The following is a 15,444-nucleotide window of genomic DNA, read 5'->3' as shown; positions in this document are numbered from 1 at the left end:
TTATATTCTTTCTAATATTTTTAAGGCGGTACTTACCGAATCTATTTTAATAAACGTGATGAGTAAACGCAATCCGTTTTTGGTTTGTTTTTCTTTCATTACACAGCTTTTGGGGTTTTGTTGTACATAGCGCAGCATTCTAGTAAATGCTTCGGTTTGGTAAAAATCACTTTGTTGATCGGACACAAAGTACCCAACCATACGTTTTTTCTTCAAAATAACCTTTTCTAAACCAAGTTCTTTCGCTAACCATTTTATACGAACGCTATCTAATAGATCTTTAACTTCTTTTGGTATTTCTCCAAAACGATCAATAATGTTCTTCTCAAAAACAAGTAGTTCTTCTTCCGAAGTTAAATCACTTAATTCTTTATATAAATTTAAACGTTCGGTAGTTGAATTTACATAATCATCTGGAAATAAAATTTCAAAATCTGTATCTATCTGAACCTCTTTTACAAACTCTTTCGGTTTTTTCTCTGTTTCCGAAGCATATAAATCTTTAAATTCATTTTCTTTTAATTCTTCAATAGCTTCCTGTAATATTTTCTGGTAAGTATCAAAACCAATATCGTTAATAAACCCACTTTGTTCACCTCCTAATAAATCTCCAGCGCCACGAATTTCTAAATCTTTCATAGCGATGTTTAAACCGCTTCCTAAATCAGAAAACATTTCTAACGCTGTAATACGTTTGCGAGCTTCATCGGTCATCATATGATATGGCGGCGTGATAAAATAACAGAATGCTTTTTTGTTCGAACGCCCCACACGACCACGCATTTGGTGTAAGTCAGATAATCCAAAATTATTCGCGTTATTAATGAAAATAGTATTTGCATTGGGTACATCTAATCCACTTTCTATAATTGTCGTAGAAACTAGCACATCAAAATCTCCGTTCATAAAACCAAGCATAAGATCTTCTAGCTTTTTACCTTCCATTTGCCCATGACCAATGCCAATTTTAGCTGACGGAAGCAAACGTTGTAACAAACCAGCAACTTCTTTAATATTTGCTATTCGGTTATGGATAAAAAACACTTGTCCGCCACGAGAGATTTCATAAGAAATGGCATCACGAATAGTTTCTTCAGAAAAACGAATTACATTTGTTTCAATAGGATGCCTATTTGGTGGAGGCGTTTTTATTACGGATAAATCACGAGCTGCCATTAAACTAAACTGTAAGGTTCTTGGTATTGGGGTAGCGGTTAATGTTAACGTATCAACATTTTCCTTGATCGTTTTTAATTTGTCTTTTACCGCAACTCCAAATTTTTGTTCTTCATCAATAATCAATAATCCTAAATCTTTGAATTTAATATTTTTGTTAGTCAATTGATGTGTACCAATAACAATATCTACACTTCCGTTAGCAACACCTTCTAATACTCCTTTTCTTTGATTAGCGGTTCTAAAACGGTTTAAGTAATCAATTGTAACTGGAAATCCTTTTAACCGCTCTGTAAAGGTTTTAAAATGCTGAAATGCTAAAATGGTTGTTGGTACTAAAACGGCTACTTGTTTTCCGTTATCTACTGCTTTAAAAGCAGCACGAATTGCTACTTCTGTTTTTCCAAAACCAACATCACCACAAACTAATCGATCCATCGGTTGTTCTTTTTCCATATCGGCTTTTACCTCTTGCGTAGCAGAAAATTGATCGGGTGTGTCTTCATAAATAAAACTTGCTTCCAACTCATGTTGCATATGCGTATCATGACCAAAAGCATAGCCTTTTTGTAAACGTCTCTTCGCGTATAATTGAATTAAATTAAAGGCAATGTGTTTAACTCTTGCTTTTGTTTTTTGTTTTACTTTTTTCCAAGCATCAGAACCTAATTTGTATACCTTCGGCGGTTTACCGTCTTTACCGTTGAATTTTGAGATTTTATGTAATGAGTGAATACTTACATATAAAATATCTCTATCTCCATACACTAATTTAATAGCTTCTTGTTTTTTTCCTTCTACATCAATCTTTTGTAATCCAGCAAATTTTCCAATTCCGTGATCTATATGTGTTACATAATCTCCTTTTTCTAGATTTGTAAGTTCTTTAAGTGTTATAGATTGCTTTTTAGCATATCCATTTTTTAATCGAAATTTATGATAACGCTCAAAAATTTGATGATCGGTATAGCAAACTATTTTTTCATCTTCGTCTATAAATCCTTGATGAATTGGAAAAACTAAGGTTTCATAATGAACTTCTTCATCTGCATCATCAAAAATATCATGAAATCGTTTTGCGTGTTGTTCGTTTGCACAAAAGATGTAATTCGTGAATCCGTTTTTATGATGCTCATTTAAATCTTCTATTAACAAATTGAATTGTTTGTTAAAAGAAGGTTGCGTTTTTATATTAAAATCAATCTTCTTACCAGATTCATTGCTTCCGAAGGAAACTAAGGTAAAATCTTGAAGTTGTTGTTTTATAAAATTACCATCACAAAATAATTCTGACGGTTCTGCATGTTTTATTTCTTTCGATAAACCACTAAAAGCCTCTTGTGCTTTGGTAAAAAACTTGTCTAAATTTCCAACAAGTAAATCTATGTTTTTGGTAAAAACAATGGTTTGAGGTGAAATATATTTTAAAAAACTTTCTCTGTTTTCTTGCAGTGCCTTGTTTTCAACATTAGGCATAATGCTTACTTTTTTTAGCTTTTCATTAGAAAGCTGAGTTTCTACATCAAACGTACGAATGCTATCTACCTCATCGCCAAAAAATTCTATTCGATACGGTTCGTCATGAGAAAAAGAAAACACATCTATAATTCCGCCTCGAACCGAAAATTCACCTGGTTCAGTAACAAAATCAACACGGTTAAACTTATATTCAAACAAGACTTCATTAACAAAATCGAGTGATAAATTATCACCAACACTTACCTTAAGTGTATTTTTCTCAAGCTCTTTTTTGGTAACGACTTTCTCAAACAACGCGGTAGGATACGTAACTATTATTGCTGGTTTTTTTCTAGAGTTTATCCTGTTTAAAACTTCCGAACGCAATAAAACATTAGCATTGTCGGTTTCTTCTATTTGATAAGGTCTTCGGTATGACCCTGGATAAAAAAGTACATTTTTATCTCCTAGAAGTTGTTCTAAATCATTTAAATAATAAGCCGCTTCTTCTTTATCGTTAAAAATTAACAAATACGGTTTATCTACTTTTTTAAACGTTTCTGAAATAACAAAAGACAACGACGACCCTACCAAATTCGATATTTGAAAATGGTTTTTATCGTGTTGTAGCTCTTGTAAAACCTGCGTTGTTTTAGCAGATTTTTGGTAGTGATTAACAATCGTTTGCTTGCTCAACGGTAACTATTTTAAGCAAAGGTAAAGTTTTCAATAATTTTATTTTAGTTTACCATTCATTTTCCTTTATTTTTGTCGAAAATTCAAAAAATATGTCGATATCTGATTTATACTCAAACGGGAAACACAAGCAAGAAGTAGGTCATTTTGCAAGTATTGTAAAAATAGCTAAAACTGATACTATAATTACCGAAGGAGAACAAAAGTTGTTAAATAGAACTGCTGAAAGATTAAATATTAGTGAGGAAGAATATAAACTTATTTTAAAGAATCCTGAAAAATATCCAGTAAACGCACCTGTAAGCTATGACGAAAGAATAGAGCGTTTATACCGTTTAACAAAAATGGTTTTTGCAGATGATGAAGTAAGTAAAGAAGAAGTTAAATTAATGCAAAAAATTGCTGTTGCTTTACATTTCCCTACAGATAATGTAGAAAAAGTATGTGACGAAGCTATTCATTTAGTATTGAATGACAATGATTTAGAGGATTTTACGTCTTCAATTAAAGAAGTGAATGCAGTTTAGTATATTTACGTACTAAAATCTTAATTTTTTAGTTTTAGAAATAAATATTCCCCATAAATATGGTTTATAAAAAAATACTTTTCGTTATAGTTTTTGCTTTTTGTTCGAGCTTAGTTGCTCAAACAAAGAATAATAAATGGCAAATAGGTGTTGGCGCGAGTATTGTAAAATTTGGTGAAGAAGATGCTGCTTTTATTGGTGATCAATACCTGTTTCAGGTACCAAGACTAAATTTAACTGCACCCATTACAGAAAACATCTCCATTGATGGAGCTTTGTCTTTCAATACGTTTGATATTGGTTTTATAACAAATTCGGCAAAGTACTTCTCTATGGATGGTTCTGTTCGTTATCGTTTTACAAACGTTTCAGAAAGTTTTTATCCCTATGTTTTTGCTGGAGGAAGTTTAGTAGATTCTGAACGTAAAATGACACCTACACTAAATTTTGGTGCTGGTGCTACCTACTGGTTTTCTGAAGGTTTAGGTATTAATTCTCAATTATATTACAAATATTCGTTAGAATCGTACGAAAGTATGCGTTCACATATTCAAGTAACAATCGGACTCGTTTTTGTTATTAAAAATTTATCTTCTGGAGGAAGAAGTGGCGGATCAGTAGGAGGATCTTGTTATTACAACCAACATTAAAAAAAGCGCCAATTGGCGCTTTTTTTAATCGAAAGAATATACTAATCCATTTTTTAAAGTATACTGTTCTTTAGGAACTCCTTCTACAGGAAACTTATCGAACTGATAAGAAAACGTTGCTGTAAATGCTAAGTTCTTAAAAATCGTTAATATTACTGAGGTTTGACTTGAAACCCTAAAATCTGAAAACTGATTTAATCTTGGTTGAAAATAAGTCGTACTTACCACTGTTACATTTTCTTTCGGATACAAACTAAACGATAAATAAGAACTATTTCTCCAATCGTTATGAATTCGTTTAATTTGAGAATTAGAGTTTTCATGTTCAAACATTAATAAACTTCCAAGATAAAATTTATACTCCTCTGATTTAAAAAACTTAAAGCGAAAACCTGTTCCTGCTAATCCTCGAAATCTAATAGCTGAAATCTCATCTTCTTGAGATTGTAAAAATGCCTCCCATGTTATTTTAGAGTGAAAACGATAATTATAGCGTAAATGTTGTGCATTTTTACTAACCAATTTTGTTGAATTTGCCTTTTTAAAATCTACATCATTAATAAGTAACCATAAATGATTTTTAGTTTTGTATTGAACTCTAACATCATTAGACAAAACAAAAATACTGTTCTTGTTTTTTATGAGTTGAAAATCAAACCTTGTGTAACCAGACCACCCCGAAGTATCGGTTACTCTTCGAAGATTTTCAACATTTATAATTTGAGATTGAGCAAAAAAACTACTCAATATCAGCATAATAAAAAGTAGTTTTTTCATTTAAAATAAATTAGAAATGGCATTTTCTATACGTTTAACGGTAGTTTCTTTACCAATCATTGTCATAATTTCAAACAAATCGGGTCCTGCTAATTTACCTACTAAACTTAAACGAAGGGGTTGCATTACTTTACCAAAACCTATTTCTTTGGCAGTAATCCAACCTTTAATTTCAGTTTGTGCATTTTCTATATTAAAATCGTCGATTTTAGAGATTACCTCGACTAATTCTTTCATTAGGTCTGAAGTTCCTTCTTTCCATTGTTTTTTAGCTGCTTTCTCATCATATTCTGATGGATTTTCAAAGAAGAAGTTAGACAATTCCCAAAAATCTGCTACAAATACAGCACGCTCTTTAATTAGAGAAACTACTTTTTCTACAAAATTTTCATCTATAGAAATACCTTTTTCTCTTAAAATTGGTAAGTATAACTTTGTTAATTCTGCATCCGATTTCTGTTGTAAATACTGTTGATTAAACCAATTCGTTTTATCTGGGCTGAACTTAGCTCCTGATTTACTTACACGAGTTAAATCAAATGCCTGAATTAATTCTTCTAATGTAAAAATTTCTTGCTCTGTACCTGGGTTCCATCCCAATAAAGCTAACATGTTTATAAAAGCATCTGCAAAATATCCGTCTTCTTTGTAGCCACGTGAAACATCACCAGTTTCATCATTTGTATATTCTAATGGGAAAACCGGAAAACCTAATTTATCACCATCACGCTTACTTAACTTTCCTTTCCCTACTGGTTTTAAAATCAATGGTAAATGCGCAAATTTTGGTGCATCCCAACCAAATGCTTTGTATAACAATACGTGCAAAGGCATTGACGGCAACCATTCTTCACCACGGATTACATGGGAAATTTTCATTAAGTGATCATCTACAATATTTGCTAAATGATAGGTTGGCATTCCATCAGACTTAAACAACACTTTATCATCCAACGTATTCGTGTCAATTTTAATCGTTCCACGAATTTCATCATGCATGATCAAGGTTTCATCTTGCGGCGTTTTAAAACGAACTACGTATTTTTCACCTGCGTTTATCTTACTTTGAATTTCTTCTGTAGACAACCCTAATGAGTTTTGTAATTTTTCGCGATTATGCCAGTTGTAAATAAACGTTTTTCCTTTTTCTTCATGATCTTTACGGTGAGCGTCTAATTCTTCTGCAGTATCAAAAGCGTAATATGCCCAACCTTTTTCAATCAATTCATCGGCATATTGTTTGTATAATTCTTTACGTTCTGATTGACGGTACGGTCCGAACTTTTCATTTTTTCCTGGTCCTTCATCAAACGGAATATTACACCAATCTAAAGAATCGATTATATACTGTTCGGCATTCGCCACATAACGAGTTTGATCGGTATCTTCAATACGCAATACAAAGGTTCCGTTGTGTTTTTTAGCAAATAAATAATTGAATAAAGCGGTTCTTACACCACCAATATGTAATGGTCCGGTAGGACTTGGTGCAAAGCGCACACGTACGTTTTCTGACATTTTTATTCGTTTTGAAAGCGCAAAGATAATTATTACAAGGTTTTTGATTGTTTTTTGACCGAAAAAAGGTGAACTTAGCTAGCAAGATTATAAATCACTTACTTTCAAGCAGAATTCCTTTTTGGTAATCTATTCTGTAATAAACAATTCAAGCATGGAAAAAAAATTAGAAAATAGAGTTTCAATCATAACTGGAGCTGGCTCTGGAATAGGAAAATCAATTGCTCTGTTATTTGCTTCCGAAGGAAGTAAAATAGTAGCTGCCGATATTAATCAAGAAAGATTAGATGTTCTTGAAAAAGAAATTAGAGAAATAGGCGGAGAGATTGCAACTGTAATTTCTGATATTTCTAAGGAAGATGATATAAAAAAAATGATCAATACAGCTACATCAAACTATGGTACGCTAGATATTCTAGTAAACAATGCTGGTATTATGGATAATTTTGAACCAGCCGATGAAGTGAGTAATCAACTATGGGAAAAGATTATGAAAGTAAATGTTGACGGTCCTTTCAAAGCTATTAGAAGTGCTCTCAAAATATTTCTTCCTCAGCAAAAAGGAGTTATTATTAATATTGCTTCTCTTGGTGGTATTAATGGAGCAAGAGCAGGTGCTGCGTATACCACAAGCAAACACGCCTTGGTAGGTTTGACAAAAAACACAGGGTATATGTACGCCAAATTAGGTATTCGTTGCAACGCAATTGCTCCGGGTGCTGTAGAAACTAATATTAGCGATACAATTGATTTTACTAAAGTTTCTTCTTTGGTAAATGACAGGATAATGCCAGGTATGGCTTTAAACCCAAGAACTGCAAACCCTACAGAAATAGCTAAAGTTGCACTATTTTTAGCAAGTGATGATTCTAGTTTTGTAAATGGAGAAGTGCTTGTCGCCGATGGTGGTTGGGGCGCCTATTAAAACTTATTCAATAATTATTACATATTTTATTAACCAAACTGCTACCGTTATGAAACTAATCACTAAAATTTTAAGAGTTTTCTTCTTTGCATTACTGCTTATAGCCCTTGGTGTTTATCTATTTTTTGGATATCAAGATAGACCTTTTGAAGATTTGAAAGCAAAATATGCAAATCCGCCTTCTTCTTTTATGGCTGTTGATGGAATGGATGTACATTATCGTGATGAAGGAAATCCGTTAGATAGTTTGCCATTGGTTTTAATTCATGGTACTGGAGCAAGTTTGCACACTTTTGATGCTTGGACCAATCAACTTAAAGACAAAAAACGAATTGTTCGAATGGATATTCCCGGGTTTGGTTTAACCGGACCGTTTCCGCATAAAAACTATTCAATTAACAGTTATGCAACCTTTATTAATAATTTTTTAGATGCTAAAGGCATTGAAAAATGCGTAATCGGAGGGAATTCTTTAGGCGGACAAATAGCGTGGAATTTTACTGTAAAATTTCCGCAGAAAGTAGAAAAATTAATTTTAATTGATGCCGCTGGTTATCCGTTTGAATCGGAAAGTGTGCCTGCTGCTTTTGCTATAGCTCGTACACCTATTTTAAATAAAATTCTTACAGTTATTACTCCAAAACCTATGGTAAAAAAAAGTGTAGAAGATGTGTATGCAGATAAAACCAAAGTAACCCCTGAATTGGTTGAGAGGTATTTTGAATTGACCTTACGCGAAGGCAACCGACAAGCATTGGTGGATAGAATGATGATGGAAAACCAGACACCAAATATTGATAAAATTAAAAACATTCAACAACCCACATTAGTGCTTTGGGGTGATAAAGATTTTTTAATTCCTGTAAGTAATGCATATCGTTTTCATGAAGATTTACCAAACGACACTTTGGTTGTTTTGGAAAATTTGGGACATGTGCCTATGGAAGAAGATCCCAATACAAGTTTAGTACCAGTTTTAACTTTTTTAGGATTATAATTGTTTTAAAAAATGAGTGAAAATCCTTTTGAAAATATTAATTACTTAGATTTTCATACCCACAAAATGCGTAGACAAAGTGAGGCTAACATTAGCGAAATCGTTTCAATTCATTTAGGAAAAGAAACGGAACATAGTTTGTATACGATTGGAAAACATCCTTGGTGGACCGAAGAAGTGCTTTCAAAAGAAGAATTAAACACGCTTACTTTACATTTAAGCAGCGAGCATTGCTTAGCAATGGGAGAAATGGGTTTAGATAAATTTAAAGGCCCAGAGCTCTCAAAACAAATTGAAATACTCAAAAGTCAACTCGTTTTAGCCAATGCTCTTAAAAAACCTGTTATTATTCATTGTGTTCGTGCTTTTGATCAACTAATACAGATTAAAAAAGAATTTCCACATATACCCAATTGGTGTATACATGGTTTTTCTCGTCACCCTGAATTAGCAAAACAACTCATACATCAAGGTTTTTACATTTCGTTAATACCTGTTTTACAACCTACTGAAAAGTATAAAACACTCCTTACATCATTGCCTTTAGATCGGTTTTTTTTAGAGACAGATAGTATGCCAAATATTTCTATAGAGAATATATATTTGCAGGCAGCAAAAATTCTCAATATTTCTGTTGAAACACTCATAAAACAAATCAATAAAAACGCAATAACATTTTTTAATCATGAATAACTGGTTAGAACGAACTGAATTATTAATAGGAAAAGAAGCAATACAAAAACTTAAACACACACACATTCTTGTTGTCGGATTAGGCGGAGTAGGAAGTTACGCAGCTGAAACCATGGTACGATCTGGAATCGGAAAAATTACAATTATAGACGGAGACGATGTAGATTTAACCAACAAAAACAGGCAATTGCAAGCTTTAGATTCTACTGCTGGAATGCAAAAAGCAGAGGTATTAAAAGATCGTTTTTTAGATATTAATCCAGAATTAGAGATTACCGTATACGATCAATTTATGACACCGGAAGCAATGCAAAAATTGTTATTACAAAACCAATTTGATTTTGTAATGGATTGTATTGATAGTGTAAGCCCAAAAGTGAGTTTAATATTAACCTTACGTAGAATGAAATGTAAGTTTATTTCTTCTATGGGAGCAGGAGGTAAATTAGATCCTACGAAAATACGTATTGCCGATATTAAAAAAACTAGAGATTGTAAGTTTGCACAAACAGTAAAAAAGTACCTACGCGCTAAAGGAGTTAGAGATGGAGTATTAACTGTTTATTCTGAAGAAATTCAAAATAAAGATTCATTACAACTAACCGATGGCACTAATTATAAGAAATCTTTTTATGGTACAATTGCCTATATGCCTGCGATGTTTGGGATGACTATGGCGTATGAGGTAATTAGACGGTTAACAAGAGTTTAGTTTGATTATTAATTTAATTTTATTGAACTTCGCTATTGGTGAATATTCATAATTAAAATAGATGGGTGTTCTCTTTTACTATAACTTATAAGTTAAAAATAGCTAAAGCCGGAATAACACAACAAGATTAAAAAATTTATGATTAAAAATATTGCACTAATTCTTCTTGTTCTTTCTTTTCAAAGTATAAATGCCCAAATAACCTTAACTCATAATATTGGAAATAACCCTATAAAAACGGATATAACAACTTGTGAGTATGAAGAATATTGGGCTAGAACATTTACTCTTTCTGATTTTGGAATATCTACTACAGACCAATTTATTATTAATTCTGGCCAAGTAGCTATTAGTAACTCCTATGACGGTGCTAGGCTACTATTTAATTTTTATAGTGTTGATTCAAATTTCCCTAATTCATCTCCAGAAAGAATTAGCTATGGAAATTTAGTATTAGCTCCAGAGATAGGTAATACCCCAAAAATTGTTCAGATTGATTTTAGTACTTCTATTATTATTCCTGCTGGAGTTGAAAGAATTTTAGTTGAAGTTACCCAAATGGAGGATATATATAATCCTGATTATACAAAGGTTATTATTGCAGGTACTGAACAAGATAATGATATTTCTTGGTTTAAAGGTTGTAGAGAGCTTTATACATATACTTCTACAGAAAATTTAAGTACTCCATTACCAAATGCCAACTTTTTCATAAATGTTACAGGAGAATTAATTAACACGCAAAGTTCCGGCTCAACAACTAGGTTATCACATAGTACATGTGATGATTTAATTAAACCAACAATTTATGGTTGTTCTGGTGGAGGTATGAGTTGGTCAAGAGATTTTATACTAGACGACTTTGGAATATCTTCTAATGAAGAATTTATAATCAACTCTGGACAAGTTGGAATATATTATGCAAATTGGGGAACAACAATTCAATTTAGAGTTTATAAAATAGATAATGATTTTCCATCTTCTTTTTCTGATACAGATTTAATAGGCACAAGTCAGGTTGTATCAGTTCCCTATATTGGTTCTAACTCAAGTTCAACGCCTACTGTTTTTAATGTAGATTTTGACTCTCCAATTGTAGTTTCAAATGAGGTAGAAAGGATACTCATAGAAGTATATCAAGGAGGAGCAGTTTCTTTTCCGGCAGCTACTGAACAAGATGATAATAGTGTTTCTTGGTTTAGATCATATAATGGAGGTTGCGGACCATTTGGAACATTTGTTGACGTTGTAGATCTTGGTCATCCAAATACAAAACTTTATATAAATGTAACAGGAAATGTAAATCATGTTACCAATAATTTTGAAATGAATATTTCAAATATTTGTTCAGAGTTTTTAAAAGAATTTAGTGTTGAAGACAGTACAAACATAGCTTCAGTTTTATGGGATTTTGGAGACCCTGCTACTGGAGCCTATAATATTTCCACCGATTTATCACCTTTTCACGATTTTTCAGCAGACGGTATATATACAATTACCGCTACAGTTACTAGTAATGATGCAAATATTGAGGTTTTAACAGAAACCATTGATGTTAAAGAGCCTCCAAATACTTATGGTATTAATAACATTTACGCATGTGAAGATAATTTCGACACAGGTCTTTCATCATCTTTTGATGTTTCAATGGTTACACAACAGGTTTTAGGTGGACAAATTGATAAAATTGTTACCTACATAGATGGTAGCGGTAACGAATACAACACATTACCTAATCCCTTTACTAACACCATTAGAGATATAGAAACTATAAGCGTAAGAGTTTCTCACAATGACAATCCTTGTTGTTATTCTGAAACTACTTTTGATCTAATTACAAATCCTTTGCCAAGTTTAGCATCCATTTCAGACTTATATGTTTGTAATAATGATACTGATGGATTTGCTTTTTTCGATTTAGAGCAAATGAAAACAAGCATTATAAATAACACTAATAATATCGAAGTCGAATTTTATCATGAAAACGGGCAATTAATACAATCATCATTAAATGCTATTATGAATTTAATTATAAATGAAGAAATAATTACTGTTCGTGCTATTAACACTGATACAAATTGCTATAATGAAACTACTTTTAAATTAATCGTAAATCCTTTACCTGTAGCTAACGCTTTAAATGAATTAATAGGTTGCGATGATAATAATGATGGGGTCTCTGAATATTTCGACACTTCAAATATTGAGGTAAACGTTTTAGGGAATCAAACAAATATGGAGGTCTCTTATTTTGATGCTGCAGGCAATCAATTACCAAGTCCATTACCGAACCCTTTTACAAATTCAATAATAAATCAAGAAACAATTACGGTTAAAGTTACTAACCCGTTAACAAGTTGTTATGCAGAAACACTTTTAGTTTTAAAAACAGCTTCGCAACCAGAAATAAATACACCTCTATCGCTTTATGGATGTGATTTAGGTAATGGTTTTGCAAGTTTTGATACCTCTAATATTGAAACAGAACTTATTGGTAATCAAAATGGGTTGAAAATATTTTATTTTGATACTAGTGGAAATCAATTACCGAGTCCATTACCCATTCCTTTTCAAAATACCCAAGCATGGTCTCAAATCATAAATGTAAAAGTAGAAAACGAGCTAAATAATTTGTGTTATTCCGAAACTAGTTTCGAACTAATAGTTAATGAATTGCCAACCGTAAACATTGATGAAACTTATTTTATTTGTAACCTAGAAACATCATTAAATATAAGTGTTGATAATAATTTAAATACATATACTTGGGAATATCAAAATGGTGACACAGTTTCAAACACTCATGAAGCCACTATAGTAAACGCAGGTAATTACACACTTACAGTAGCTGAAAATAAAAATGGCTTGTATTGTGAGAATAGTTTTGAATTTGAATTAATACGTTCCGTTCTTCCAAATATTACAGAAATAAAATATGAGGAATTGTCAGATAATAATTTTATAGAAATAATTGCTTCAGGTGACGGAAATTTTGAATATTCTATAGATGGTATAAATTATCAAGACAGTAATTATTTTCCTAACATTCAAGGAGGAAACTATACTACATATGTAAGAGATAAAGAAGATTGTGGAGAAGATTCAAAAAAAGTTATAGTAATTGACTATCCGAAATTCTTTACTCCAAACAATGATGGTTATAATGATTATTGGCAAATTAAAGGAATAGAGAAATACCCTAATTCTAAAATATTTATTTTCAATAGATTTGGAAAACTATTAAAACAACTATCTCCTAATAGTTTAGGTTGGAATGGAACTTATAATGGAAAATTGATGAATGATAATGATTATTGGTTTAAAGTTATTCTTGATGACGGAACATTTTTTTCTGGTCATTTCTCATTGAAAAAATAAAAATATAGTTCATAATATATTATCTGTAAATAAAATTTTTCCTTAACTAAAAATAAACTAGCTAATACAATTTCCGTATTAGCTATGAATGATTTTACTAACATATAACAACAATTTAGCCACTAATACTACACATAATAACTAACCTTCTCCTTTTAAAAATCTTTTTACGGTACTATTGCTTATATGCCTGCCATGTTTGGGATGACTATGGCGTATGAAGTCTTGCGTAGATTGATGAAAAAATAAGTGAAAAAAAATATTATTCTATATATTTTTTTTATTGAACTTTGTTAATGGCTATGAATGTGTATTCATTTTAAAACAAGAGCCTTAAATCGTTAATAAAATGATAGAAAATATTGAAAATATAGAGCTTAAATATTTAACTCTAAGTGATTACAACCAATTAAAAGATGCAATGATTGAGGCGTACTCGAGTAGTATGCCAGATTCATATTGGAGAGAATCTCATATAAAATCTTTAATTGAAAAATTCCCAGAAGGACAGGTTGTTATAAAAATTAATGGTGAGTTAGCGGGTTGTGCTTTGTCTATTATTGTAGATTATGATAGTTTTGATGAGCATCATACCTACGAAGAAATTACAGGAAAATACACTTTCGATACTCATAAAGCCGATGGCGATGTGTTGTATGGAATTGACGTCTTTATTAAATCTGAATACAGAGGTCTACGTTTAGGTCGTAGATTGTATGATTATAGAAAAGAACTTGCAGAAAAATTAAATTTAAGAGGAATTGCTTTTGGTGGAAGAATACCAAACTACCACAAATACGCAACTACTTTATCACCAAAGCAATATATCGAAAAAGTGAAGCGCAAAGAAATTCACGATCCTGTATTAAATTTTCAAATATCAAACGATTTTCACCCATCAAAAGTTTTAAAAAGCTATTTAGAAGGAGATGAAAATTCTGGAGAGTTTGCTGTGTTGTTAGAATGGGATAATATCTACTACGAGAAGAAATCTAAAAAAGCGGCTACTAAGAAAAAAGTGGTGCGTTTAGGTTTGATACAATGGCAAATGCGTTTGTACAAAAATTTGAACGAATTAATGCAACAAGCAGAATATTTTATAGATGCTGTATCTGCTTATCGTTCAGATTTTGCGTTGTTTCCAGAATTTTTTAATGCGCCTTTAATGGCAGATAACAATCATCTGCCAGAAGCAGAAGCCATTCGAGAATTGGCAAAATATACTCCAGAAATCGTTCAAAAGTTTTCAGAACTAGCCATTACGTATAACATTAACGTAATTACGGGCAGTATGCCAGAAATAAGAGATCAACTTTTGTATAATGTAGGTTATATCTGTAAAAGAGATGGTACTACAGAGCGTTATGAAAAACTACATGTTACGCCAGATGAAGCTAAGGTGTGGGGAATGCAAGGTGGACATGAACTTAAAACTTTTGATACCGATTGTGGTAAAATTGGGGTTCTTATTTGTTACGACTCTGAGTTTCCAGAATTAAGCAGACTTTTAGCTGATGAAGGGATGGATATTTTATTTATACCTTTTTTAACCGATACACAAAATGGTTATTCTAGGGTAAGACATTGTGCCCAAGCAAGAGCCATAGAAAACGAATGTTATGTAGCTATTGCGGGTAGTGTTGGTAACTTACCAAAAGTAAACAACATGGATATACAATATGCACAATCTATGGTTTTTACGCCTTGTGATTTTTCTTTTCCTGCAAACGGAATTAAAGCGGAAGCTACCACCAATACAGAAATGATCTTAATTGCGGATGTTGATTTAGATCTACTAAAAGATTTAAACCAGTTTGGTAGTGTTCGAAACTTAAAAGACAGAAGAAAAGATCTTTTCGATTTAAAAAAAGTGAAATAGGTAGTAAAATATAAGCTTACGAAAGTAAAAACCTTTGTTCTAAATTTCTTAAGAATAA

At 31.9% G+C, this 15,444-nt stretch carries 11 protein-coding genes; 8 read left to right on the top strand and 3 right to left on the bottom strand.

Translation table 11 applies throughout. The features are described from left to right. Positions 1–3,330: a transcription-repair coupling factor gene (gene mfd / locus C7447_RS02305; RefSeq protein WP_148868566.1), complete on the bottom strand. Its 3,330-nt coding sequence runs from the start codon at positions 3,328–3,330 to the stop codon at positions 1–3. Positions 3,331–3,422: 92 nt separating this feature from the next. On the opposite strand from mfd, the gene C7447_RS02300 reads away from it, so the two are divergent. Both C7447_RS02300 and C7447_RS02295 read left to right on the top strand, forming a co-directional pair. Beyond that, positions 3,423–3,857 carry a tellurite resistance TerB family protein gene (locus C7447_RS02300; RefSeq protein ID WP_148868565.1) on the top strand — a complete coding sequence of 145 codons (435 nt, stop codon included), beginning with the start codon at positions 3,423–3,425 and terminating at the stop codon, positions 3,855–3,857. 59 nt (positions 3,858–3,916) lie between these two features. Continuing rightward, positions 3,917–4,507: an outer membrane beta-barrel protein gene (locus tag C7447_RS02295; protein WP_148868564.1), complete on the top strand. Its 591-nt coding sequence runs from the start codon at positions 3,917–3,919 to the stop codon at positions 4,505–4,507. A gap of 24 nt (positions 4,508–4,531) precedes the next feature. On the opposite strand, the gene C7447_RS02290 is transcribed toward C7447_RS02295, so the two are convergent. Next, entirely contained in the window at positions 4,532–5,284 is a 753-nt protein-coding gene (locus C7447_RS02290) for a DUF481 domain-containing protein (protein ID WP_148868563.1), read from the bottom strand. Further along, positions 5,285–6,802, bottom strand: coding sequence for a glutamate--tRNA ligase (gene gltX, locus C7447_RS02285; protein ID WP_148868562.1), 1,518 nt, complete (start codon positions 6,800–6,802; stop codon positions 5,285–5,287). It abuts the gene before it with no gap. Positions 6,803–6,956: 154 nt separating this feature from the next. Between gltX and C7447_RS02280 the strand changes: the two genes are divergently transcribed. From C7447_RS02280 to C7447_RS02255, 6 genes are all read left to right on the top strand, one after another. Continuing rightward, entirely contained in the window at positions 6,957–7,727 is a 771-nt protein-coding gene (locus C7447_RS02280; RefSeq protein ID WP_148868561.1) for a glucose 1-dehydrogenase, read from the top strand. A gap of 49 nt (positions 7,728–7,776) precedes the next feature. Continuing rightward, entirely contained in the window at positions 7,777–8,724 is a 948-nt protein-coding gene (locus tag C7447_RS02275; RefSeq protein WP_148868560.1) for an alpha/beta fold hydrolase, read from the top strand. A 12-nt stretch (positions 8,725–8,736) separates the two neighbouring features. Next, entirely contained in the window at positions 8,737–9,417 is a 681-nt protein-coding gene (locus tag C7447_RS02270) for a TatD family hydrolase (RefSeq protein WP_148868559.1), read from the top strand. Continuing rightward, positions 9,407–10,129, top strand: a complete 723-nt coding sequence (locus C7447_RS02265) for a tRNA threonylcarbamoyladenosine dehydratase (protein ID WP_211354896.1) — start codon at positions 9,407–9,409, stop codon at positions 10,127–10,129. Before C7447_RS02270 ends, C7447_RS02265 begins: the two co-directional genes overlap by 11 nt. A gap of 138 nt (positions 10,130–10,267) precedes the next feature. Beyond that, a complete protein-coding gene (locus C7447_RS02260) occupies positions 10,268–13,507 on the top strand; it encodes a T9SS type B sorting domain-containing protein (protein WP_148868557.1) in 3,240 nt (1,079 codons plus the stop codon). Positions 13,508–13,856: 349 nt separating this feature from the next. Further along, the gene (locus C7447_RS02255; RefSeq protein ID WP_148868556.1) at positions 13,857–15,386 is read left to right on the top strand and encodes a bifunctional GNAT family N-acetyltransferase/carbon-nitrogen hydrolase family protein; all 1,530 of its coding nucleotides are present in this window, start codon (positions 13,857–13,859) and stop codon (positions 15,384–15,386) included. The last annotated feature ends 58 nt before the right edge of the window (positions 15,387–15,444 follow it).

It is taken from the genome of Tenacibaculum adriaticum, from assembly GCF_008124875.1.
Classification (GTDB): domain Bacteria; phylum Bacteroidota; class Bacteroidia; order Flavobacteriales; family Flavobacteriaceae; genus Polaribacter; species Polaribacter adriaticus.
Note: the sequence above shows the minus strand (reverse complement) of the source record. Positions and strands in the feature narration are given on the sequence as shown.